The sequence below is a fragment of the Rhodococcus sp. HNM0563 genome (assembly GCF_012726195.1).
In the GTDB taxonomy this organism is placed as follows: Bacteria; Actinomycetota; Actinomycetes; order Mycobacteriales; family Mycobacteriaceae; genus Rhodococcus.
The window spans coordinates 757185-780366 of record NZ_JAASAF010000001.1; the positions used below are offsets into that span (position 1 = coordinate 757185).

The following is a 23182-nucleotide window of genomic DNA, read 5'->3' on the forward strand; positions in this document are numbered from 1 at the left end:
CTCGGCCCGCAGGACGACGGCAGTGTCGTTCCTGCGGGCCGAGTCGGATGCGCCACGAAGGTGGATCAGACCAGATCCTCACCGTTCCGCCGGGATTCGAGCCATTCCTTGGCGAAGCCGCGGCCGAGAACGAGTAACACCAGCGCCACCAGAAGCGGCCAGATCAGGACGTAGATGGTCAGGGCAACGGTACTCATGCGCGGTCCTTCGTCAGGGTCGGGTCGTTGTCGGGATCCTCGTCGGAGTTGGCCTCCGCGGGGTCGAAATCGCCGACACGCTGTGCGATGACATCGAAATCGAACTCTTCCTTGCTGTTCACCGACATTGCCCAGCACGCCACCGTGCTCACCGCGTACGCCACCAGCGACGCGCTGAGGACCGCGTAGTCGTGCAGGAAGCCGATCGAGAACGGAGCGGCGATCAGCGCGGCCACGACGCCCACGATCTGCGCGACCCGCAGTCCGAAGAAGCCGAATGCCATCAACCCGGCGATCACGCCTACGCCGACGACCGAGACGACATCGACGAGGTAGCCGACCGCGCCGTCCATCGCGATCCACTCGAATCGCACCGGAAGGAACAAGGCGAGTGCGAGCACCACCGAGGTGGTGAACGCCTTGTTGGTGACCTTGCCCCAGTAGAAGCTGGCGATCACGGGAAAGACGAGTGCGCCCCACAGCGCGCCGACGAACACCAGCAGGTCGAGGATGTTCAGGCGCATACTGGCGAATCCGACTGCTGCCGCGGTGGCAAGCACCATCGTGGCCCGACCTACGAACAGCATGCGCTGGGGGTCGGCGTGCTTCTTGCCGCCGGCGATGTTCTGGCCGTACACATCGGCCATCATGATCGACGAAAGGGCGGCGAGATCGGAATCCGCCGTCGACGAGAGTGCCCCGATGATCATGACGAAGAACAGCACCACCAGGACCGTCGGTAGATACGAGGCGACCATCTGCGGAATGATGTTGTTGACGTCCCCGTCCATCGGGTCGATCCCGAGGTACAGCGCGAGGACACCGAACATTCCGACGCCGATGACCGTCGCGCCGTAACCCACGGTTGCGGTGATGAACGTGGGCTTGATCAGGTCTTCACGTACCGCGAACAGACGCTGTGCGATGGTCTGGTTTCCGATCGCATAGGCGAGCACCGCTGCGATATAGGGGGCACCCTGGTTGAGGAACGCGTCGCTGGAGAAGAAATTGCTCTGCTGCTCGCTGAGGTTGCTCGCACCTGTCTCGAAGGCGCCGGGGAATCCTGTGATGAAGAAGACGGCCGGGATGATCACCACAACTGCTCCGAGCATCGCCACCACTTGGACGAAGTCGGTGAGTACCGACGCTCGGAACCCCGACCACAGCGTGTACAGGAGCACGCCGGCTGCGATGAACACGATGCCCTGGACGAACGAGAACGGCGAAAGCATCGAGATGAGGACGCCGCCCGCGATGAAGTTCGACATCAGACTGATGAGGCTGCCCACCACATTCGATCCGGCGAGCATCAACTGGCTCGACGCGCCGTGTCGAGCGTACATCACCTCGGCCAGGGTGTGTGCCTTGGGTGCGACCGCGCGGATCCTCTTGCCGAAGGGGTAGATGAACAGAATCATCAACGCGCCCCAAAGTCCGTAGTGGATAGGACCGGAGATTCCGTAGGTATATCCCGAGGTTGCGGACGCGTAGAGCGAGGACGCCCAGATCCACGTGGCCGTCATACTCGCGGCCGAGACGCCGAATCCAATTTTGTTTCCGGCAGTCATGTACCCGTCGGCATTTTCTTCTTTTTTGCCGATCCGGGCCGAAATGATAAAAGTTCCACCATAGAATAAGACAAGCAACAGAACAACTGTCACGGCACTGAACTGAACGAGCTCGGTGCTGTTCAATGCAACCTCCTTCGTATCGACATGGTGCCCGGCGCGGGCACAGTGCGACTCGAAATCGGTTTCGGCTATCCACCGGTGGGCGGACGGTATACCCGTACGGCCAGGGGATGCGACGCTGCCGCGGCCCGCTCCGGACACGCGGGGCACGTATCCTGCTGGTCAACGCCCATTTGTGGGCGCACGTCAACGGGACAGCAGCGGTGCTGCTGCGCGCTCGAGAAAGTGTTTCGGCGCCACGCGTGCCGGCAGGAAGGGGTTTCCTCGCTCTGCCGGCACCGATTGCCCTCCGGTCGTTCGTCCGGAGATTTTTCACGTGTGATGCAAATGCTCGCTGACCGCGAAACAGTAACATGCGGGGTCTGCAGATATTTGCGTGGGTCTCGTCGCGGCTGTCGAATTATGCGATTTCCAGGGGTTTTCGGATGTTATGCCCAGCGATATCGCGCGAGAATGCGTGTGAACGGTTCATTGTGCGCATCGAATCGTTTCAGCGCCATTCGACAGGAAAGCCCTGGGCGGTGAGCCACGCGTCCAGATCATGACCGTGGGAGGCGATTCCGTCGACCGCCGCGACAGTGGTGGCGACCGCTCGCTCGGCATCGTCGGTGTCGAGCACACCGGCTGCCACGGCCGCGAACAACTCGTCGATGTCTTCGACACGGGTGCTGCGCCCCGTCGAAACCACCAGATCGAGGTAGTGGTCGCGTGAATGCCAGACGTCACCGTCGCGCCAGAAGGCTCCGACGTCGACGTAGCGGTCCTGATCGCGTTCGTGTCCGGGCCGGAAGTGGAAGATCGATGCTCGCAGATGCAGAGAGGGCAACAGCCAGGATTCGAGGTAGTCGAACTGGACATGATCTGCGGTTCGGGCCATGTACAAGCCCCACGGAAGCACTCGGAAACACTCGACCGGTCGCACTGTGCCCTTCGGGTCGGTGTTGGTCCGGGCGGTCACGTCGAATCGTTCCACCTTGATCGGATGAAGACGGTGCGCCATGTGGGCACGCTACCGCGACCTGTTGCCGGCCAGTGCGGGACCGTGTGCTCGGTGGTGCCGGAATTGTCGGTGGCAGCGCCTACCCTGGATCGCATGGCGTTCGCAAGCGAGCATCCTGTTGTTGCCCATTCCGAGTTCCGCCCGGTCGGAGAGATCGAGCGCACCGACGCACGTTTCGAAGTGGTCAGCGAGTACGAGCCCGCGGGCGACCAGCCCGTCGCCATCGACGAACTGGAGCGCCGCCTGAAGTCGGGGGAGAAGGACGTAGTACTCCTCGGTGCCACGGGCACCGGTAAGTCCGCGACCACCGCGTGGCTGATCGAGCGGGTGCAGCGCCCCACCCTGGTGATGGCACCGAACAAGACTCTCGCCGCGCAGCTCGCCAACGAGCTGCGCGAGATGCTTCCCCACAATGCGGTCGAGTACTTCGTGTCCTACTACGACTACTACCAACCCGAGGCGTACATCGCCCAGACCGACACCTACATCGAGAAGGACTCGTCCATCAACGACGACGTCGAACGATTGCGGCACTCCGCCACCTCGGCGCTGCTCTCGCGGCGCGATGTCGTGGTCGTTGCGTCCGTCTCGTGCATCTACGGACTCGGCACGCCGCAGTCCTATCTCGACCGGTCGGTGCAGCTGGAGGTCGGTGTCGAAGTACCCCGTGACGCCCTGCTCCGTCTGCTGGTCGACGTGCAGTACACGCGCAACGACATGGCATTCACGCGCGGATCTTTCCGCGTGAAGGGCGACACCGTCGATATCATCCCTGCTTACGAAGAGCTCGCAGTCCGCATCGAGTTCTTCGGTGATGAGATCGACGCCCTCTATTACCTGCATCCGCTCACCGGCGACGTGATCCGCAAGGTGGATTCGCTACGCATCTTCCCCGCAACGCACTACGTGGCGGGTCCCGAACGCATGGAACGCGCCGTGAACTCGATCGAATCCGAACTCGAGGAGCGTCTCGCCGATCTCGAGAACCGCGGAAAGCTCCTCGAGGCGCAACGGCTTCGGATGCGCACACAATACGATCTCGAGATGATTCGTCAGGTCGGCTTCTGCTCGGGCATCGAGAACTACTCGCGACACATCGACGGGCGCGGTCCGGGGTCTGCGCCCGCCACCCTCATCGATTACTTTCCCGAAGACTTCTTGCTGGTCATCGACGAGTCCCATGTGACAGTGCCGCAGATCGGCGCGATGTACGAGGGCGACATGTCGCGCAAGCGCAACCTCGTCGAGTTCGGGTTCCGGCTTCCGTCCGCCGTCGACAATCGTCCCCTGACCTGGGAGGAATTCTCCGAACGGATCGGCCAGACCGTGTATCTGTCGGCGACCCCCGGCGAGTACGAACTCGGGCAGGCCGGCGGCGAGTTCGTCGAACAGGTCATTCGTCCCACCGGGCTCGTGGACCCGAAGGTTGTCGTCAAACCCACGAAGGGGCAGATCGATGATCTTCTGCACGAGATCAGGGGGCGTGTCGAGCGCGACGAACGCGTTCTCGTGACCACTCTGACGAAGAAGATGGCCGAGGACCTCACCGACTACCTTCTCGAGCTCGGGGTGCGCGTACGGTACCTGCACTCCGATATCGACACCCTGCGGCGCGTGGAACTGCTCCGCCAACTCCGACTCGGGGAATACGACGTCCTCATCGGCATCAACCTTCTTCGAGAAGGTCTCGATCTTCCCGAGGTGTCGCTCGTGGCGATCCTCGACGCTGACAAGGAAGGTTTCCTCCGCTCGACCCGGTCGCTGATCCAGACGATCGGTCGTGCGGCCCGCAACGTTTCCGGCGAAGTTCACATGTACGCCGACAAGATCACCGACTCGATGGCGCGCGCCATCGACGAAACCGAACGGCGCCGTGAGAAGCAGATCGCGTACAACGTCGAGCACGGTATCGATCCGCAACCGTTGCGCAAGAAGATCGCCGATATCCTCGATCAGGTCTACGAGGAGGCCGAGGACTCCGAGAAGATCGAGGTGGGCGGGTCGGGCCGCAACGCCAGCCGCGGCCGCCGGGCCGCAGGCGAATCGGGCAGGACCGGCAGTGCAGGTGTGGTCGAGGGTCGCGACGCGAAATCGATGCCTCGCGCGGAACTCGCCGATCTCGTACAGCAACTGACCGACCAGATGATGCAAGCGGCTCGCGACCTGCAGTTCGAGCTCGCCGCCCGTCTACGCGACGAAATCTCGGATCTCAAGAAGGAGTTGCGAGGTATGGACGCCGCTGGACTCCAGTAATCACCCCCGACGGTAATCACGTCCGGGTCGCGCCGCCGGGTGCCGTAGTGTCCCGATTCATGGATTCTGCTGCCGCCGGTCGCGCCGCTCGCGCCCTCGAGCTCCTTCATTCGTTCACGTATTTCGCTCCGGAAGTGCATTCGGAGCTGGGGGAGCTCGGGCTGAAGGGCTCTGCGATGAAGTATGTGGCGTCGCGGGTCGCGCCGATGGGCACGGTCGGGCCGGCTGTTGCGACCGCCACCTTCTACAACTTCGCGCCGCGACTGATCGGCGCGGCGTTGCCCGCGGCATGGGAGATCGCCGCACCGTCCGCGGTGTATGCCGCTCGCGTACGTGGAGTGGATGCCGCGATGACCCGGTGGCTCGGAGCGGATGTCATCGCTTCACCGGAGATGGTCGAGGCCGCGGAGTTGGCTGCGACCATTGCCCGGTCGATCCCCGGCGTCGACGGCAGGGCACTCTACGCCGGGTACGCCGATCAGCCGTGGCCGGAGGCGCCGCACCTGGTGTTCTGGCACGCGTTGACCCTGCTTCGTGAATACCGTGGGGACGGACACGTCGCAGTGTTGCTGGGCGCCGGGCTCACGGGACTCGACGCGCTCGTCACACACACCGCCAGCGGGATCGGTTTCACCGCAGAATTCGTGAAGGCGAACAGAGGCTGGACCGCCGAAGAATGGGACGGGGCCGAGTCCGCCTTGCGTGAGGCGGGACTGCTCGACCGCGCAGGTGCGTTGACTGGCGACGGATTCGAAGTGCGTGAGCTGGTCGAGGACCTCACCGACGATCTCGGGGTTGCGCCGTGGGCGGCAGCCGGTGAGGAGGTGGTCGAGCGGCTGCTCGACCTTGCCGTACCGTGGCGCGACACGATCGCCGATGGCGGGCCGCTCCCCGGAGGCATGTTCGGACCACGTTTCGGTGACGCGAGGTAACACACACAATGGGGGCGGATGAGGTGTCCACCCCAAACACCCCACCTGTATCCCCGCGACCGCTAGTGTCTTTGCCAGCATCAGGTGTGGGGGATCGCCTGTTCGATCCGTCGCCACCGATCGGCCACCGCGCCGACACATCATCGATGGAGGACTGAATGACCGCTTACCGGACCATTGTCGTCGGCACCGACGGCTCGGAGTCGTCGTACCGCGCCGTGGAGAAGGCAGCTGCTCTCGCTGCGGACGCCGGGGCCAAACTGGTGATCGCATGCGCGTACTACCCTGTTGACGCCCGTGATACCGCCCAGGCGGCCGACGTCCTCCGCGACGAGGCGTACCAGGTCACCGGGTCCGCACCGACCTACGACATCCTCCGCACCGCTCGGGAGAAGGCGACGGTAGCGGGTGCGAAGGACGTCGTCGAGCGGCCGATCGTGGGCGCGCCCGTCGACTCCCTGCTGACCCTCATCGAAGAGGTCGAAGCAGACCTCGTCGTCATCGGCAATCGCGGACTCAACACTCTGACCGGTCGCCTTCTCGGGTCGGTGCCGTCGGACGTTGCCCGCAAGTCCACCTCCGACGTGTTGATCGTGCACACAGTGCGCTGACGTCAGCAGAACTTCTCGCGCGTGATCATGATGTAATGCCGGGCGGCGTCGTCGCCCGGCATCGTCGTCTCCGAGACCGTCGCGGCATACGCCGCGATCGGTCGGACCATCCCGATCACCTCGTCCTCCGGAGCGCCGGATGCCAGTCGACTGCACACCCCTCGGCCCACGGCGAGCAGTGTCTCGTCGGGTACGCCGGCTGCCAACCCGGAGTCGGCCAACGCATTCTTGAACCGAAGGGCATGCGCATCGAGTAACGGCGCCTTCTGCTCCGGACGGGCAGTCGTCGTCGAGGTCGTGGCGGCGGCGTGTGCGTGTTCCACGTGATCGGGGGAGTCGGCACACGAGGCCGCCGCGGCGACGAACCCCCCCAGCACCGCCAGCACCATCGGCCGAGCTACTCGACGGCCGACCTCCCGGGGCGACGATCGCCCACGGATCAGCACGGCGCCGGATTCTCCGCCGCGTCACTCGCCCCGACCGAGGTCGCGAGCCCGCCGAGTACCTGTGGGAGTGGTGCAGTGTGGACCACCCCGAGGCGCTGGGTCGCGCGCGTCAACGCCACATACAGGTCGTTGAGTCCGCGCGGAGATTCCTCCTGGATCTCGGCCGGCTCGACGAGCACCACTGAATCGAATTCGAGTCCCTTCACATCCTTGACGGTTGCCACCCGCACCGACTCCGAGGCCAGGTGCGCCCATTCGTGCACCAGGCGCGGCGGAACGATCACCGCCGTGAGGCCGGGGCCGACCTCGGCATCGAGGGCCTCGCGGACCACGTCGACGAGGTGATTCCGATCGACTTGGCGTGCCCAGGGCTCGAATCCGGAATCGCGCACCGAGCGAGGCGGAACCTGGTCGGGATCGATCTCGGCGAGCACGTCGTGCGCGATTCGCATGATCTCGGCGGGTGTCCGATAGTTGACCGTCAGCTCTGCCTTGCGCCACCGGTTCTTCACGTAGGGCTCCAGGATGCGGTGCCACGACGAGGTTCCGGCAGGGTCACCTGTTTGAGCGGTGTCTCCCACCAGGGTCATCCACCGGTTCGGGATCCGGCGCATCAGCATGCGCCACGCCATGGCCGACAGTTCCTGCGCCTCATCGACGATCATGTGCCCGTAGGTCCAGGTGCGGTCACCCGCCGCTCGCTCGGCCGTGGTCCGGTGCTGCTTCATATCCTGACGCTCGGCGAGTTGCGACGCATCGATCAGGTCGTATGCCATCAACAGTTCGGGATCGAGTTCGTCCTCCAGATCCTGTGGCGCCGAACCGGTGAGGATGTCCAATGCACCTTGGGCGTCGGCGATCTGCCTTCGCCACCGTTTGGCGGCCCCTTCGCGTTCTGCCGCATCGTCGATGCCCAGCAGTTCGGCGAGCTCGTCGAGCAATGGCGCGTCCGCGGCACTGAAACCGGCGTGCGGACCTGGGCGATGGAGGGCGTCGATCTGCGCTTCGGTGAGACCGGGGGCGGCTGTGGTCAGACGCTTCTTCGACGCCAGCAGGTCTGACAGCACGCGTTGCGGTGACAGTGTCGGCCACAGTGCATCGATTGCGGTCACGATGTGGGGATCGGACCGCATCTCCGAGCGGATGTCGTCGATGTCGTCGCGGCTCAGGAGATTACCGCCATTGACGAGATCCGCTCCGATGAGCTCCGCCATCTGATCGGCGAGCGCTTCGATGACAGCGGAGACGAAGATGGGCCGTGCCAGATTGTGGGGGCGACGGGACGACCGCGCGCGGCCTCGGGCGCGCGTGACGATCTTGCGGTCGAGCGTGAGTCGATAGGTGTCGAAGGTGAGGGGCACGGGCTTCGGTGGCACTTCCTGCCGGTCGCGGACCGCCGTCTTCAGGATGTCCACCATGTCGAGGGAGCCTTTGATCGCACCGGCCTCGAAGCCGTCGTCGAGGGTGGCCGTGACCCCGGGATAGAGGTCGCCGACAGTGGACAGCAGCACGCCGGTTTCGCCGAGGGACGGAAGCACCTGACCGATGTAGTCGAGGAACGTCGAGTTGGGCCCGACGATGAGCACACCACTCTTGGCGAGTTGTTTGCGGTAGGTGTACAGAAGATAGGCGGCGCGATGCAGAGCGACCGCGGTCTTGCCGGTGCCGGGCCCGCCTTGAACCACGAGCACGCTCTTGTGCTCGGAGCGGATGATCGCGTCCTGTTCCGATTGAATGGTCGCGACGATGTCGTGCATCTGCCCCGTGCGGGCTGCGTTGAGCGCGTCGAGGAGCGCAGACTCACCGGCCATGCCACCTGCGGAGCTGACGCTCGCGTGCTCGCGTGCAGTGTCGAGGTCGAGGTACTCGTCGTTGAGGGCACTCACGGTGCGGTTGCGGCTGCGGATGTGTCGGCGCAGTACCACCCCCTCCGGTGCTGCGGGTGTGGCCAGATAGAAGGGTCTGGCGAGAGGAGCGCGCCAGTCGAGCAACAACGATTCGTAGTCGTTGTCCTCGTCGAGGATGCCGATGCGTCCGACGTACCGCGCTTCTATGCTCTTGCTGTCACCGTCCGGATCGCCGTTGTGTGCTGATTCACGGACGTCGACGCGGCCGAAACACAGTCCGTGTTCGGCCGCGTCGTACTTGGCGAGATCCTCGGTGTACATCTGGGTGAACGATTCACGCTCGCTACGCGCCTGGGGGGTGCCGCCCGTCTCCAGTAGCACTCGCTTCAAGCGCGTGCCGGTGTACTCCCGCAGCGCGTCGAGGTGTGTGTACAACATCGACAGGTAGCGCTGCTCGTGCTCGAGGTCGGGATGGGGCGCGCCATCATCCGGCACATGAACTCCTCGGGTTGGAACGATTCGAACGCGCAGGCACGTCGAGGAAAGTGTCCAAGGAGTCTAGTTCGGCGGGCGCCGGTGTGCAGAAATCTCGGTGTGTCAGCCGAGGCTCCGGTCGCTATCCGAGTTTCTTCTGAAGCGTCTTCTCGGCCTTCGCTCGCGCTTTCTCTGCCTTCGTCCGCGCCTTCTCCGCGCGTGCTTGTGCCCGGTGCGCGTTCTCGAGCGCTTTCGCGTTCAGTTCCGAGGTTCGTTCCTCGGCCAGATGCGCCAGTTCGGTCCCTCGATCGCGGGTTGTCTCCCACAATTTCGAGCCGCGCCGACGCGCGACCTCGGCGTACCCGGGGGCGCGGTTTCGTGCACGTTCGAGCAGTTCGCTGCTGCGATCCTTTGCGGCGTCCGTGAGCTCAGGGGTGTGCTCCCTGGCTGCGTCGATAAGCTCGGCGCCGCGTTCACGCGCGACCGAGGCGAGCTCAGGACCTCGCTCACGGGCAACCCCCAGGATCTCCGTTCCGCGCTCGCGCGCTACCTCGGCGAGTTCGGGTGCACGTTCCTTGGCCTTCTCGAGGAGAGCGCTTCCCTGCTGGCTCGCGTCATCGGTGAGCGATTTCACTCGCTCGGAAACAGTGTGCAGGGCGTCGCCGGTCGCATGGTCCGACGTCGATCCGGGCAAGGCTGCCACAACGGCTTCCTGGGCATGACGCGCGGCGCGCCTGCCTCGCCAGCCGAGTGACGGCTTGCCTTCGGTATCGACGGATGCGAGGAGCAGTCCACCGAGTAGACCAACGTTCTTGAGGAACTGTGTGCGGTGCTGGGCGCGTGCGGCTGGGTCGTCGTAATTCCAGAAATCGTGGCCGGCGATGGTGGTCGGGACAACGGAGCCTGCCAAGGCCAGGGCAGAGATCCGGGGCCACTTGCCGATGGCGAGAAGCGCGCCGGCTCCGATCTGGACCGCGGCGTTGATCTGCACCAAGGTCTCCGGATTGCTGGGTAGCCGGTCGGTCACCGAATCGGGTGCGACGCCGAGCATCTGGTCCAGCCCTGTCTGGGCCGCGGTGGCCTTCGGGGTGGGATTGCGCAGGGCATCGACTCCTCCTGCGATGAAGATGGATGCGAGCATCGGGCGAGCAATCCTTCGGACGATCATGTGCAGCCTCTTTCTCCGCGGTCGCTTGTTTCAGACCCTGCCATGTGTACCCGGATCGGGTCGGAAGTATGCGAGATCTTGCTGCCGGATGTGCTCTCACCGAATTTCGGATAGGACGGAATCGCAGAATATATCGAACAAATGTCGGTGGGTGACTACTCGCCGCCCCCCGACGGCCTCGCTCATGATCCCGGTCCGCGTCTCCCGCCGGTCATCCTCGAATCGATGAAGCGACACGGATGGACAGGCGGGAGACACGCGTTGCGCTTCCGTGAACGCGCGGAGGTGGAGTGCTGGCACCGATATGTGCGTATGCGGTTGTGCTCCTGCAGGATCCGGGATCGGGCAGACGGGTCGACTCAGGATGTCCGGCGGTGATCGTCTCGGAGGCTACCCCTGCGACGTCACCAGCCGCGCTCACGCCACTGTTGCAGATGCGGACGCTCGGCTCCGAGCGTGGTGTCCTTGCCGTGGCCGGGGTAGATCACCGTGTCGTCACCGAACCGTCCGAAGAGCTTCGCCTCGACATCGTCGAGCAGTGAAGTGAACTTCTCTGTGTCGGCGGTCTTTCCGATCCCACCGGGGAACAGCGAGTCGCCTTAGGGGGTAACATAGCTGTGACGAAAGGGCAGTTCATGGGCGTTAAGATGACCGAGGCGACGCCCATGAGGGCTGCGATCTACACCCGAATCTCTGAGGATCCGAAGGGCCTGCAGAATGGCGTGTCCCGGCAGCAAGAGGATTGCGAGGCGCTTGCTGCCTCCCGCGGCTGGAAGGTTGTGGCCTGCTACTCGGACAACGATATTTCGGCGCTCAAGGGCAAGTTCCGTCCGGGCTACGCTGAGCTGATGGCGGCTGCCGAGCGTGGGGAATTCGACCATTTACCGTAAAGTGGAACTTGTGACAAGTCCTCGTCGCCGCAAGAGCGCAGCCCCTGCTGACCGAGTGGTTGCCTATATCCGGGTGAGCACTGACGAACAAACTGAGTCCGGCGCAGGCCTCGACGCCCAGCGCGCCGCCATCACTGCCGAGGTGGATCGCCACGGGTGGACCGTTACCGCTTGGTATTCGGATGAAGGCATCAGCGGAACGAAGTCGGCCGCGCAACGTCCAGGGCTGGCGGCCGCTCTTGAAGCAGTGCAGTCGGATGTGGCAGGAACACTCGTTGTCGCGAAACTCGACCGCCTTGCCCGTAACTTCCGGTACGCCGTGAACCTCATCGCAGATGCTGAGGAACAAGGCTGGAATGTCTACTCGTGCGACGGAACCGTGGACATGACGACGCCCGCGGCACGCTTTCAGACGCGAGTGATGATCGGCGTCACCGAGCTGGAGCGCGACATGATCGCTCAGCGCACCCGAGACGCGCTCGCCGCCAAGAAGGCCCAAGGGATACGACTGGGCCGCCCGTCGGTACTACACCGCGAGGTGGTATCCCGAATCGTCACCGAACGGGAAGAGCGCAGGAGTCTTCGAGCAATCGCTGAAGGTTTGACCGCAGACGGAATCCCCACTGCCCGAGGCAAGACGCAATGGTCGACTTCCTCCGTGCAGGCCGTCCTTGCTGGCCAGGATGCCGCCGCAGTTCGGACCGCCCGAGGACTAGCTCACACCCTTACTCGTGAGTGATGCGGTCCGACCGTAGCTACGCTTGCACGCGCCTAGGGAGAGAGCGACCTTCCGAGCGACGTATATCGCGCGGTCCGTCCCTCGCCGAGCATGCACCGAACAAGGTCGCAACGCCGAGGGAGTCGAACTCGACAACGTGCCCTGCAGAGCCGCGGAGGAACGCTGCTCGACGAGGAGCGCAGATTGGTGGTCAATGCCTGCCTGGCACAACCGTCCACCTCGGCAAACTAGAGCAACGATTTCAGGTGTCTGGCCAGGGCTTGAGCGAGTCGGGGAGGAACGGCATTACCAATCTGTCGGGCAACCTCAATCTTCTTGCCTTCAAACTCGAACGTGTCCGGGAATGACTGCAGGCGGGCAGCCTCGCGATGAGTGATTGGCCGGTCGGCTACCGGGTGAAGGTATCGCCCCTTCTCCGGCTTAAAAAACTCGGTGCGGATAGTGACGGATGGACGGTCCCACCACAACCGCCCCATGACATCAGTCGTCCCAGTTGGCTTGTTGGCCCAGCAGTTAGGAAGCAGATCCGGGCGGTTACGCGCGAGGTCAAAGCGGTTACCGCCCTCAGGGATGGCTTGGTAGCGAGCGAGGCTGGTCGGGCGCGCGTTTCGCCCGATGTGAAGATCCTGGCGGCCTTCGACGAACTCGATCTCTGTCCGGGCAGTGGTTAGGGGGAGATCAGCGACTGCATCGCGCACAGTGACATAAGGCGTCTTGCTCACTGCTTCGGGTCCATGCGTCGGTGGAGGTGGCCAAGGCACCTCGGCTCGATCGCGGACAGCGACGAAGATTCCCCGTCGACGACGCTGAGGAACGCCGTAGTCGGCGGCGTTCAATACGCCGTATGCGTACCCGTACCTACTCAGATCCGGGTCGGTTTCCATCAGTTCCAGAAGCCGAGCGAACTGTGCGCTCTTTTGAAACTCAGGGACGTTCTCAATGACAAACGCCCGAGGCTTCACCTGGTGCACCGCACGCAGGTAGTGCTGCCACAGTTCGTTCAACTGGGCTCTGGATGTGTCATCGCGGTCTCGTCCAAGAGGCGAGAAGCCCTGGCAAGGGGGACCGCCAAGTATCACGTCGGCGGTCTCAAAGCGTTCGAGATCTTCGATAGGTCCGTCGTAGACGGGGCATCCGAAGTGCCGCTTGTACGTGCGTGCGGCAGCTGAGTCAATCTCAACAGCATGGACGGGCTCGAAGCCCAAGTCAGCCTGCTCAAAGCCGAGGGACAGGCCGCCAGCTCCTGCGAACAGGTCCAGCGTACGAATAACCGACATTGGCCACCTTCCGAGATCGATCCGATCGTACGACGCATGTTGCCCTGACCCTCTGACATGTTCGGCGTGTCGCTGTCGCGGTGCGACAGGGATCACTGGCACAGTCGACGGATGTGACTGCGCCCTTCGCCGCCGAACTGTGCGGGTATCGACCCACCAATGGAAACCCTTCGACTTCGGACAACAATGACAAGGGGTCGATCGAACTGGGGCATGCACTGTTTGAGGCACTAGGCGTACCGAAGGGAACCCCTGGGGTTGAGGACATAGGGTCAGCAATGGAACAGAAGGTCGCAGACCATCTGAGCAAGGTGCGCCCGGACCTGGTCGTAGCACAATCGCGGTCGGCTATCGAGTTCGAGCAGTACAAACACTTGAATGTCTTCAAGACCTTCACCAAGAACTACAAGGGACCCGCTGGCGAACTGGACAAGATCCTCGCTGAACTTCCGGAGTCGCCGGAGTTGAAGCCGGTACGCACTCGATTGCTGAAAGCCAAGACTGCCTCGGAGAGAGACCATGAGCTCGTAACGCAGCTTCAAGAGATGATGCCTGAGGAATCGTTCCTCAAGATTGATGTAGCACTGGCCCCACCGGAACCTGCGGACAGACTCCTGGTCGCGCTTTCGTCGAAATGGTCGCTGCGGACCGACAGAGCGCAGGACTGCGTTTCGCAGGGCTCGAAGCTCGTCAGTCTTCGTCGAGGCCACATGCCTCACTACGCGGTGGTAACGATGGAGCCTCGACCGGCCATGTTGAAGTACCTGGCGTACGGGTCGGGAGCAGTCGACTGCGTGTACCACCTAGCTTTGCCGGAGCTGTTGGAGGCTACGGATGCAATTGATCGAAAGCGCGGCCCGAAGGGTTGGTCGCCGCGGAAGGTCCTTCTGCGTATGGTTGCTCAACGGCGAGTGCGCCCATACGAAGACCTCGTTGCAGAAGTGCAGCGTCTCACCGCATGGAACTACTCTCCGTCCGCAGATGCGCCTGACGGAGCAAACTGACGCCGACTTCAGACGAATCAGTCAGTAGTCGGGGGCAGAAGTGGTGCCAGAGCCTCCAATGATCCGTCGTCCGTCGATTCGAGTGCGATCTCCTCGGAGGTATCCGCGACGTCGTAGATTGCCACAGTCCAGCCCTGATGGTCGCTGCGCTCCCAGGACAGGGGGCCGTCACAGTCCACGATCAGGGCGAACCTGTCTGGGTTGAGGTCGAGTTTGATGGCGGCGCACATCCCACCGGTCTGGGCGAACTCGGCGCGGTAGCCCCGTTCTTCAAGGAGGGCCAGCACGTCGGCGTACTCGTGCTGGCCGAACTCCATAGCCTGGCGGTAATCGTCGAGGTCGCTCACATAGCCCCTTTCTTCGCTGACCTGCACAGACAGTCTCGCACGTGCCCGTGAAGCACTGGGATTCAGAAGTCCTCGGGGGAGGCAGTGAACCCATCGGCCCCGGTGATGTCCGTGAACGACACGCCCGTCATCAGCATGGCGACGACGGCAGCCGCGTCCTTTTGAGAGATCAGTCTGTCCCTACCGTCGGGAAAGATCACCCGGACGAACTGCTCGCCATTACGTACAACGGTCTGGACGCCCAGCCGGTCGCCGCCCTTGCCTTCGAGCCACTGGATGTCTCCACCGTCCTCTGTCATACAAAGACCGTAACCGCGTTGCGTTGCCTTCAGGTCTTTGGGGATGGCCTCGTATGTGCCAGGCCGCACGCACGATTTCTCCGCCCTGTGACCTTGGCGCCATTTCTGCTCTCACCGGTGAGTCGGCGGGAAAGTCTTCTGGATTTGGTGTCTCTTTTCCTCGTCGATTTTCAAAGCGAGGTAGGTATGGACGCCTTGACGGACGTGGCGCCGCCACATGGTGAAGACCCAGGTCTAGACGCTGTAGAAGCCGAACTTCTTCGCCTGGATCCCACCGGGGACCGGGTTGCATCGGTACTGCGTGACACGCTCGATCAGCTGTACGACGGTCAACACACCGGGCGATGGAGTTTCGACCAGCTGCACAAGACTGAGAAAACCCACATGGGCACGCTGGTGGAGATCAATCTTCACCGCGAGTTCGGGTTCGAAGACGGCGATGCTACCGACTACCGCATCGCGGGTATCGAGGTCGACTGCAAGTATTCGATGAGGTCGGGCGGGTGGACGTTGCCTCCGGAGGTTATCGGGCACGTAGCCTTGCTGATAACCGCCGACGATTCAAAGGCGGCTTGGCGAGCTGGGATTGTTCGTGTCGAGACCGAGCATCTCAACGTGGGTCGCAATCGCGACCAAAAGGGAACCTTGTCGGCTGCTGGACGCAACCGTATCCGGTGGCTCTGGCCAGCACATGGAAGGTTGGCACCCAACCTCTTTCTGAACCTGGATGCTGGAACGCGGGACCGAATTTTCAGCGCCCGCGCCCCTTGGGGAAGCCATCACGGGCAGGCTCGTACAAACGAACTGTTCCGCAGCGTACAGGGACAGATCATCCGTAGGGCGGAGGTAGCTACGGTGGCTCAACAAGACGATTCTATGAAACGCGCGCGGGGAGCCCGAGACAAGCTTCGAGCGGAAGGGATTCTCGTACTTGGTCATCAGGACAACGATCCGTTAGTGGCGCGTGCGCTTGGCCTGCCCGTACCGCGTAAGGGCGAACTGGTTTCAGCACGTGTGGTCCGTGCCCAACCTGGATCTTCTGCTGCGGTAGCGACTGTCGAAGGCATCGGCTGGACGCTTGCTCACGCCGATGACCCAGTAGTACCGGCTCCCGTTCTACCGCGAGGAAAGGGCAGCGAACAAGCCTGAGAGGTCGGTGAGCGTCAGGTAGCCACAAGCTTGGTCGCGACTGCCTTGACTCACGGGGCTCGCTTCCCACCGCGCTTGAGACGCACCTTGATTTCTCGCACTGTGTAAGGGTCCGGTTTGCGGCGATGCGGAACTTGTCAAGGTGATTGAGTCCAGCAGGTGTTACGCGGCGGCTTGATCCGTCATGGTTTCGAGGCCGTCGCTGGTGGCGGGATTGTTGATCCAGGCTTCGGAAGGCAGGTCGAGGATCTTCGGTCCTCGTTTCGAGGTGCAGAATCGCTCAGGGTGACTCCGTCGGGCCTGGTCGAGCACGGTGGAGCGTTCGGCAGCCTTCTGCGAGGCCAACCCGAAGTGGACGTCGGCCGGGGTGTGCAGGCCGATGCCGGTGTGGCGGTGTTCGTGGTTGTACCAGTGAACGAACGAAGCCATGAACTCGCGCGCGTGGTAGAGGGACCCGAAGCGTTCGGGGAACTCGGGTCCGTACTTGAGGGTCTTGAACAGCGACTCGGAATACGGGTTGTCGTTGGAAACCTTCGGTCGCGAATGCGAACGGACCACCTCGAGGTCGGCGAGCAGGGTCGAAACCTGCTTGCTGGTCATCGACGTACCCCGATCCGCGTGCACCACATCTGGAACCCCATGCACTGCAAAGATTTCTGTCATGAACTCCGCTGCGAGGATGCCGGACTCGCGGGTCTGCACATGCACTCCTACGATGTAGCGGGAGTAGATGTCGATCATCACGTAGGCGTCGTAATAGACCCCGCGGGCCGGGCCGGGCAGTTTCGTAATGTCCCAGGTGTAGACCTGCCGCGGTGCGGTGGCCACCAGTTCCGGGCATGCCCGGGCGGGATGTCGGGCCTGGCGGCGTCTGTCTTTGACCTGCGTGTTCTCGCGCAGGATCCGGTACATCGTCGATATCGAACACAGGTAGGTGCCCTCGTCGAGGAGCGTCGCGTAGACCTCGAGCGGAGCCTGGTCGACGAATCGGTCGCAGTTGAGCATGGACAGCACGGCGTGGCGTTCTTCCCTGGTGAGCTTGTTCGCCGGCGCCTTCTTCATCGCAGCGGTGGTCGGCGCCGGTTCCATCCGGTGTTTCTTGTCCCGTGCAGCAGTCGACCGCGTTACCGAAGTCCATGTTGTTGCTTCCCTGGTGGTCACACCGGCGGCAGTGAGTTCGTGATGGGCCGCCATCAACGTTTCTTGCGCGGCTCGTCGGTGTCCGCGCTCTCGGAGAGAGATTCCAAGAGCGCATGCGCTTTTCCCATGATCGACAGGGCTGTCTCGGTCGTCTCGAGCCGCTTGTTGGCCCGATCCAACTCTCGTTTGAGGCGCGCGATCTCGGCCTGCTCGGCGGTGAGCTTGCCGACCTTTGTGCCGGGCTGCTTGCCCTCGAGCACGCCCGCATCGCGTTGCTTGCGCCACTCACTGATGAGCGACGAATACAAACCCTCACGCCGCAGATACGCCCCACCCTCGTTCGTCTCGCAGGCCTGCTCGTACGCGGCCAGGTGCGCGAGTTTGTCTGCCGGGGTGAACGTACGCCGGCGCGGGCCGTCGGAACGCGGATGTGAGGGGTCCATGCGGGTATTCTCCCCGGCCGTGGCCAGTCTGGAAATCGTCATAGTCGGGTTGATCCGTATCTCGCCCTGCAGGCGGGGTTGCTGTGAAGCAGTGGACTCAACTCACCCTGACACGCAGGGCACGGGCGACTCGTTGCTGGGGAGAGTGATCTCGTAAGGGTTGCTGCGCGCTTATCAAGCAACATGGACTGCTACTTCGTCACGTAGCCAAGCGCTACGGCGAGCTGGTCGAGAATGCGCGCACCGTCAGTCTCTGCCTTCGCGGCGTCTAAGTCTTCCTGAATTGCCCTGGGTCGCTCACCACGTGCAGATGGTTGCATTCGGTTCCACCGTTGCAGGCGGTGCTCCGCGTTCAGCCGCTGACGTTTCACGCGAGGTGAGATATCAAGGTCAAAATCTGCCACTGCATCCCGGCCGTGGGGTGTCGCGACGCCACTCCTGAACAAGACAAGGTTGTCTCGCAGCAAGTCCGATTGCGCTCGACGAAGAAGCTCTCTTCCGATCTTGTACCCTTTGAGCTTGGAATACAAGTAGCTGATAGTCGCGTGCTCGTCCCAGTCCTCCTCGGCTGAGGTGCGGTTAGCAGAGAGGAAAGCAACGGCTATGTCTTGATGCAACCCCACCCATACCCAGGTATAGCTGCAAACGTCGACTGAACGGACAATCTTAAGATCCACGGAGGTGCCCACCGCAGGATCGTGCCACACAGTCAACTGACGGCGCCGGGCGTACGGTCTCTCCTCCTGTTGGCGCGATCCTGGCCGCCGCTCTTCCGCTCGCGTCGTTGAGGCCTGGGGTTTCAGTCCACGGCCCTGCGGGGGAGGCCGTCTGAGCTGGAACTGTGCGATGTCAGAGACCGAACAGTGCGGGAATTGAAGACTTGTGCCGGGTCCGACTTGAGATGGAGCGGGCCAGCGTCTCTGGTAGGTGCCGTGCGTATGCTTCCGGCATGATGCCCCCGTCCTGAGAAGCCTCTCATCGATGTTCTGACTGAAGCGCACAGGCGTTACCCGAGCCCGGAAAGCGGCTCGCCTTACGATGAGATTCTGTCCGAGGTTCAGGGCCGAGCAGAGCGGATGGGTTCGATCGGTAAGGCAGACATCGGCTCGTTGATGCTCTGGAAGAGGCTGAACCTAAGCACCATTTGGAGCCGTGAGCTTAACGAGTGGTCAGACCGCGACGGGCGGGCAGTCACCGGTGGTGCATTCGATCTTGCGCGGGACGCTTCCAGGTCGATTCCCGAGGCTGCTGGCGCTGCGCGTAGCGCGCTGCTCACGCTCCTGGGATGCAGACAGGGCGCTGCGATTGCGTCAACGCTGCTCACTGCCGGGGCGTCCGACAGAATGGCGGTGTACGACCGCCGCGCAGTCGACGAGCTCCGTATCCTCGGATATTCAAGCCCCAACGGCTTCTGCAGCAGGTTCATGGTGACCATGTGCGAACTAACCGAGTCAGTGAACAGCACCGCTGGTTTCAAGTGGTGTCCCGCGACGTGGACAAGGCATTGTTCATGCTCGGTGGCGATAGTGTCCGGGCCCTACCTCCTGAACGAGGAGGAGAGTGACTGGGGCCTTGTAAGGATTCGCTAGTCCGCCGATGCACGCGTCAAGCGTTCGAGTTGCGGCTCGGGTCATCGCTGATCGCGGCTAAGAGCACCTCAGCTGGTTGGCGAGCCGAAGATCCCGGACGCGGCCACTCGGCGCAGGTGGAGGGAGAAGGTGCAGGTCGCTACGGCACAGGCGTCTGCTTTTGACTCGGTTCGAGTGTGTGTGCTGCTTGAACGACAGTGGCCAACACTCCTCGTGTGACTATTCCCGCCCTTGTGAGCTTCGCGATCGCCAGGATAGTGAGGAACAGGACAAATACACGGGAGCCCCAGCCGTCGGCGTACACACCGCAAACGGCGCTGCCCAATGCGGCTAGCAGCAGGACGAAAGTAGCTCCCAGCAGAGTGTCGTTCAACTCCGAACCGTGTTTCCTGCGCACCGTCTTCATAGTCGGGTTGTCGATGCCTGCGGTGAACAGCAGTGCGGCGCTAAGAAATCCAGCCATAGTCCCGAATACGGTGGCACCGGCGAACATCGCGCCTGCCACGTTGCTACCGTCAGGGACGGCACCCGCACGTACAAGCGCCCACGCGGTGGCGGCCGTTAGTGTGGCAGACGCCAGCCAGTCGAGAACTGGCAGTTCAAGTAAACGAACGAACGAACGCACCAAGCACCTCCACTGACAGTATTGCGGAGTGGTCTGTCAGGAAACCGGTACTCCGATAGCAGCGTGAAGCTGATCGCGCAGGTGATCCTCTGCTTCGCGGATCGCGTCGATGGCGGAGGTCTCATCAAGCCCCTTGCCCTCCTCCTTTGCGATCAGGACTTCACGATCCATGGTGAGGCGCTGTTCGATGAGGTTGATTGGCTCAACAGATCCGCCGTTTGCGGGGATGCCGTTGACGACAGCCTTCTCAATACCGAATGGGTTTCCTTCCCGAAGGAGCCCGTTGATCTCCAGGGTTTCCTCTAGTAGGCGACGGCTCTCTGGCTTGTCCCTGCTCTTGCCTGCAACGACGCGAAGCTCGACGCGGACACCTGGCCCTATACCTTCAACGGCTCCGAGCATTGAACCGAGTAGTCCTGATGCTTGGCCCGACGCGTTGCTTGGCTTGAGGGCAAAAGTTGCGAGCGAGACACCCCGCATCTCCGACAGTCGGTGATACATCTCCCGAGACACGATTGGCTTGGCGTAATACCGCTCCTGCGGCTGAACTGTTCGATTCAGCCATCCGGCCAGAGCGGCATGGCTTGGCGCGGACTGGTTCGAACTGACCATTCCAACCACGTTATGTTCAAAGAACGCAACGAAGGATTCCTCAATGACTTCCCACGAGTCCCCATTTGTGAGGAGGGGAGCACGTTTGTTGCTGGACCGGTCGCGTTGCCGAGGAGCGAGGTCGCGTTCCACATCTAACTCTAGATAGCGGTGCTGTCCCAGCTGAAAAACTTCGCCTCGAATATCCCGGTTGTTCAGCGTATGGGTTGCGGTGCTCGGAGTGATCCGTGCTAGTACCTGCTGCCAGTTGAGCCCAGGGAAAGAATCGCCGTCCTCTTGCTTCACGATCTGATAGAACGACACCCTACGACACTTCGTCTTCCGGTCGGCCACGCTGCTCCTCGTCACGATCGGTGTGTCCGGGGCTGTTAGGTGCTCTCGGGTATGCGGAACATTACGGTCAGCGGGTCGAGGAACCAAGTGACTACAACTTGTGCCATTGTGGTCCGGGCATTGAGACGCGCGTTCTGGGCAAAAGGGCGATTTCCCGAGAGGTTCCTACGTTGTGCCGTCTCTGGTACAGAGAAGGCCCCCAAGTACGTGGAGGCACGCCGTATGAGGAGGCCAGATTCTAGGTCCAGTCGAGCGGATCCCTCTCAATGACGTGCAAAGTAGGGGAAGCCTCGGACATGTCCGGCCTCAGCTGAAACCAACGATTTGGTCCAGCATGGCCGACGCACGTTGGCTATACGTACGTAGTACGTCTTCGAGTAAGTGCAGGCCGACAAGGACTACAAGCAAGGCCGTCCCCGAGCTCGCAGTCATCTTGATGTTGACAACTGAAGATTCGGTCGTTGCGTAGATGTCTCTTTCTGATGCCCCGAGGTAAGCCCAGGGGCGACCATGTGCGTACCCCGAGCACAGGCGCCAGCAAAGAAGCGCGCTCTTTGCTTTCACGCCGTTTTGGTCTGCATACTTGACAACCTCCGTACTGGTGAAGCCGCTGCGGACCGTTGTGACGATTCCCGGACGGCGATCCGCGACAGCGTCGAGTTTCGACAGCTTTCCCTCCAGCGGGGTGTAGTCAGGTTGCGACAGTGGGGCGAGGGCCCTGTCCTTGTCCTTAAAGTTTTGGGCGTGCCATCGCAGGGTCCGCTCGATACGAGAGTCCCGAGAAGTCGGGTGCACTATCCAATACGCAGCGGACAGGGTTTCCAATGCACCGCGGGCGAGAGAGAATGGTGCGGCAATATGAAGGATCCGATCGTCATTCACGAGGACCTTCGCCGCATGGAGATGGTCCACACCGGCGGTAACACAGTGCCTCACCGCATGCGAAACGCGGTACGGATCGCTCGCTCTATCATCACCGCAAAGCGACGAGCCTTTGCTCACCGGAAATTCGTCTCTTGAACCCACGCGCTCCATCGCGCGCTCGATTAGCGGAGCGATCTCTGCCCACTTCGCCGAGATCTCCGCTTCATTTAGCCCCTTACCAACGTTGTTCTCGCCCATGTCGATAGTGCAACATAAGCGAAGATCGGACGCCCGTTGAACAGCCAGTTCGAAGCCTGGTGAGTCGGGGAAGCTAGTTGTTTTCCTGCTCGCTGTCTGTGTGGGGGATATCCGGGAAGAGCCACATACCCAGTTTGTAGCCAGCCTGCCAGAGTGTTAGCGCGCCGATGCCGGTTCCGCCGACAGCCAAGAGAACTGAGTCTGGGAGAGCAAGTGCAGCAAGATAGTAAGAATATGTCCATATGCCGCCGAACCAGGCCGCGAGCATCAGGCGGCACGCCCGTGCCCCATACCGGGTCTGCAGCCGTTGGCGTGTCTCGTCCAGCTCAGGACTTGCTCCGTAGAGTGTCTCGACCTCGTCGATCAGTTGATCGACTGCTTCCTCGACCTCAGGGTCATCGAGGTCTATAGGGCTGAGCCTGGCAGCGATATCATCCCAGACGTCGTCGGTGGGAAGTTGGAGGTCGAGATCCTTGAGCTCGAAGCCGTTGAACTCCGCGAGCTGGATCTGGTTCGCAGCAAGGCTCTCTCGCAACCGTGCCAGGTGTTGGTCGAGCGCGCTCGTGGGCGTTGCATGAATGACGGTCTCCGCGATGCTGCGGATGGCTTCGGTTACTGCCGGATCTGGACGTATATCGAGTTGGGCGAAAGCAGAGTTAGCGCAGGCTTCCGGAACTGACACTTGTGTTAGTCGATCCCGGAGGGCAGAACCGCCTGAACGGCCCTCAGATGGGACCAAGTACTGATCGAAGTTCCCGACCTGAGCGATCTGACGACGAAGTTCTTCAAGTGCCGAGGTGTTCGTCGCTGCAACCTCGAAAGCCTTCATCGCCGGTATCCGAACAGTCCGAAGGTTTCTTCTGAGCTCGGCGAGAGGGGAATCAACGCTGTCGACGGCCGTTCGGAGCATCTGCTGCCAGTTCCGGCCATAGGTGCTGCTGAGGCTTTGCGATACTTCCCGACGGAGGCGCCGCTGGTATTCATCACTTGTCAT

The 23182-nt window shown here is 62.3% G+C and carries 22 protein-coding genes and 2 pseudogenes; 8 read left to right on the forward strand and 16 right to left on the reverse strand.

The annotated features are described in order from the left end of the window. Positions 1 to 65: 65 nt before the first annotated feature. The 3 genes from HCA61_RS26130 to HCA61_RS03655 all read right to left on the reverse strand — a co-directional run bounded on the left by HCA61_RS26130 (position 66) and on the right by HCA61_RS03655 (position 2888). Positions 66 to 197 carry a putative transporter small subunit gene (locus tag HCA61_RS26130; RefSeq protein ID WP_240958888.1) on the reverse strand — a complete coding sequence of 44 codons (132 nt, stop codon included), beginning with the start codon at positions 195 to 197 and terminating at the stop codon, positions 66 to 68. Then, positions 194 to 1891 (reverse strand): sodium:solute symporter family protein, encoded by a 1698-nt coding sequence (locus HCA61_RS03650; protein WP_169686698.1) that lies wholly within the window; start codon positions 1889 to 1891, stop codon positions 194 to 196. The genes HCA61_RS26130 and HCA61_RS03650 overlap by 4 nt, the downstream gene beginning before the upstream one ends. 487 nt (positions 1892 to 2378) lie before the next feature. After that, complete coding sequence (locus HCA61_RS03655; protein WP_169686700.1) at positions 2379 to 2888, reverse strand: DUF402 domain-containing protein; 510 nt, start codon at positions 2886 to 2888, stop codon at positions 2379 to 2381. A 93-nt stretch (positions 2889 to 2981) separates the two neighbouring features. Between HCA61_RS03655 and uvrB the strand changes: the two genes are divergently transcribed. The 3 genes from uvrB (at position 2982) to HCA61_RS03670 (ending at position 6684) form a co-directional block, all read left to right on the forward strand. Beyond that, positions 2982 to 5141, forward strand: a complete 2160-nt coding sequence (gene uvrB / locus HCA61_RS03660) for an excinuclease ABC subunit UvrB (protein WP_169686702.1) — start codon at positions 2982 to 2984, stop codon at positions 5139 to 5141. 59 nt (positions 5142 to 5200) lie between these two features. Continuing rightward, entirely contained in the window at positions 5201 to 6073 is an 873-nt protein-coding gene (locus tag HCA61_RS03665; RefSeq protein WP_169686704.1) for a hypothetical protein, read from the forward strand. A gap of 158 nt (positions 6074 to 6231) precedes the next feature. Further along, complete coding sequence (locus tag HCA61_RS03670; protein ID WP_169686706.1) at positions 6232 to 6684, forward strand: universal stress protein; 453 nt, start codon at positions 6232 to 6234, stop codon at positions 6682 to 6684. Positions 6685 to 6686: 2 nt separating this feature from the next. On the opposite strand, the gene HCA61_RS03675 is transcribed toward HCA61_RS03670, so the two are convergent. The 4 genes and pseudogenes from HCA61_RS03675 to HCA61_RS03690 all read right to left on the reverse strand — a co-directional run. Further along, positions 6687 to 7061, reverse strand: coding sequence for a DUF732 domain-containing protein (locus HCA61_RS03675; RefSeq protein ID WP_346777475.1), 375 nt, complete (start codon positions 7059 to 7061; stop codon positions 6687 to 6689). 62 nt (positions 7062 to 7123) lie between these two features. After that, positions 7124 to 9415, reverse strand: a complete 2292-nt coding sequence (locus HCA61_RS03680; protein WP_169686877.1) for an ATP-binding domain-containing protein — start codon at positions 9413 to 9415, stop codon at positions 7124 to 7126. A 178-nt stretch (positions 9416 to 9593) separates the two neighbouring features. Further along, positions 9594 to 10619: a DoxX family protein gene (locus HCA61_RS03685; protein ID WP_206039506.1), complete on the reverse strand. Its 1026-nt coding sequence runs from the start codon at positions 10617 to 10619 to the stop codon at positions 9594 to 9596. 404 nt (positions 10620 to 11023) lie between these two features. Continuing rightward, a pseudogene (locus tag HCA61_RS03690) lies at positions 11024 to 11218 on the reverse strand (MBL fold metallo-hydrolase); the annotation flags it as partial. A 36-nt stretch (positions 11219 to 11254) separates the two neighbouring features. Here HCA61_RS03690 and HCA61_RS03695 point away from each other — a divergent pair. Then, a complete protein-coding gene (locus HCA61_RS03695; protein WP_206039507.1) occupies positions 11255 to 11509 on the forward strand; it encodes a recombinase family protein in 255 nt (84 codons plus the stop codon). A gap of 55 nt (positions 11510 to 11564) precedes the next feature. After that, on the forward strand, positions 11565 to 12248 hold the full coding sequence (locus HCA61_RS03700; protein WP_346777481.1) for a recombinase family protein: 684 nt from the start codon (positions 11565 to 11567) through the stop codon (positions 12246 to 12248). A 227-nt stretch (positions 12249 to 12475) separates the two neighbouring features. Here HCA61_RS03700 and HCA61_RS03705 read toward each other — a convergent pair whose 3' ends face one another. Next, positions 12476 to 13525 carry a DNA cytosine methyltransferase gene (locus HCA61_RS03705; RefSeq protein WP_169686714.1) on the reverse strand — a complete coding sequence of 350 codons (1050 nt, stop codon included), beginning with the start codon at positions 13523 to 13525 and terminating at the stop codon, positions 12476 to 12478. Between the two features lie 113 nt (positions 13526 to 13638). Here HCA61_RS03705 and HCA61_RS03710 point away from each other — a divergent pair, with 113 nt between their 5' ends. Beyond that, complete coding sequence (locus HCA61_RS03710) at positions 13639 to 14529, forward strand: NgoMIV family type II restriction endonuclease (protein ID WP_346777476.1); 891 nt, start codon at positions 13639 to 13641, stop codon at positions 14527 to 14529. Between the two features lie 17 nt (positions 14530 to 14546). On the opposite strand, the gene HCA61_RS03715 is transcribed toward HCA61_RS03710, so the two are convergent. Together HCA61_RS03715 and HCA61_RS03720 are read right to left on the reverse strand one after the other, a co-directional pair. Then, complete coding sequence (locus HCA61_RS03715) at positions 14547 to 14876, reverse strand: hypothetical protein (protein ID WP_169686718.1); 330 nt, start codon at positions 14874 to 14876, stop codon at positions 14547 to 14549. A gap of 62 nt (positions 14877 to 14938) precedes the next feature. Continuing rightward, the gene (locus HCA61_RS03720; protein ID WP_169686720.1) at positions 14939 to 15175 is read right to left on the reverse strand and encodes a hypothetical protein; all 237 of its coding nucleotides are present in this window, start codon (positions 15173 to 15175) and stop codon (positions 14939 to 14941) included. Positions 15176 to 15292: 117 nt separating this feature from the next. Between HCA61_RS03720 and HCA61_RS03725 the strand changes: the two genes are divergently transcribed. After that, a complete protein-coding gene (locus tag HCA61_RS03725) occupies positions 15293 to 16324 on the forward strand; it encodes a NaeI family type II restriction endonuclease (RefSeq protein WP_346777477.1) in 1032 nt (343 codons plus the stop codon). 162 nt (positions 16325 to 16486) lie between these two features. Here the strand turns inward: HCA61_RS03725 and HCA61_RS03730 are convergent. Both HCA61_RS03730 and HCA61_RS03735 read right to left on the reverse strand, forming a co-directional pair. After that, positions 16487 to 17907 (reverse strand): annotated as a pseudogene (locus HCA61_RS03730) (IS3 family transposase). Between the two features lie 191 nt (positions 17908 to 18098). Continuing rightward, positions 18099 to 18596: a hypothetical protein gene (locus tag HCA61_RS03735; protein ID WP_169686722.1), complete on the reverse strand. Its 498-nt coding sequence runs from the start codon at positions 18594 to 18596 to the stop codon at positions 18099 to 18101. A 387-nt stretch (positions 18597 to 18983) separates the two neighbouring features. Here HCA61_RS03735 and HCA61_RS25950 point away from each other — a divergent pair, with 387 nt between their 5' ends. Next, on the forward strand, positions 18984 to 19496 hold the full coding sequence (locus HCA61_RS25950; protein WP_206039508.1) for a hypothetical protein: 513 nt from the start codon (positions 18984 to 18986) through the stop codon (positions 19494 to 19496). A 139-nt stretch (positions 19497 to 19635) separates the two neighbouring features. Here the strand turns inward: HCA61_RS25950 and HCA61_RS03745 are convergent, their stop codons facing one another. The 4 genes from HCA61_RS03745 to HCA61_RS03760 all read right to left on the reverse strand — a co-directional run bounded on the left by HCA61_RS03745 (position 19636) and on the right by HCA61_RS03760 (position 23182). Continuing rightward, positions 19636 to 20121 carry a hypothetical protein gene (locus HCA61_RS03745; protein WP_169686724.1) on the reverse strand — a complete coding sequence of 162 codons (486 nt, stop codon included), beginning with the start codon at positions 20119 to 20121 and terminating at the stop codon, positions 19636 to 19638. 36 nt (positions 20122 to 20157) lie between these two features. After that, positions 20158 to 21066: a hypothetical protein gene (locus HCA61_RS03750; RefSeq protein WP_169686726.1), complete on the reverse strand. Its 909-nt coding sequence runs from the start codon at positions 21064 to 21066 to the stop codon at positions 20158 to 20160. A 306-nt stretch (positions 21067 to 21372) separates the two neighbouring features. Then, positions 21373 to 22188 (reverse strand): hypothetical protein, encoded by an 816-nt coding sequence (locus HCA61_RS03755; protein WP_169686728.1) that lies wholly within the window; start codon positions 22186 to 22188, stop codon positions 21373 to 21375. Between the two features lie 73 nt (positions 22189 to 22261). Next, positions 22262 to 23182 (reverse strand): hypothetical protein, encoded by a 921-nt coding sequence (locus tag HCA61_RS03760; protein WP_169686730.1) that lies wholly within the window; start codon positions 23180 to 23182, stop codon positions 22262 to 22264.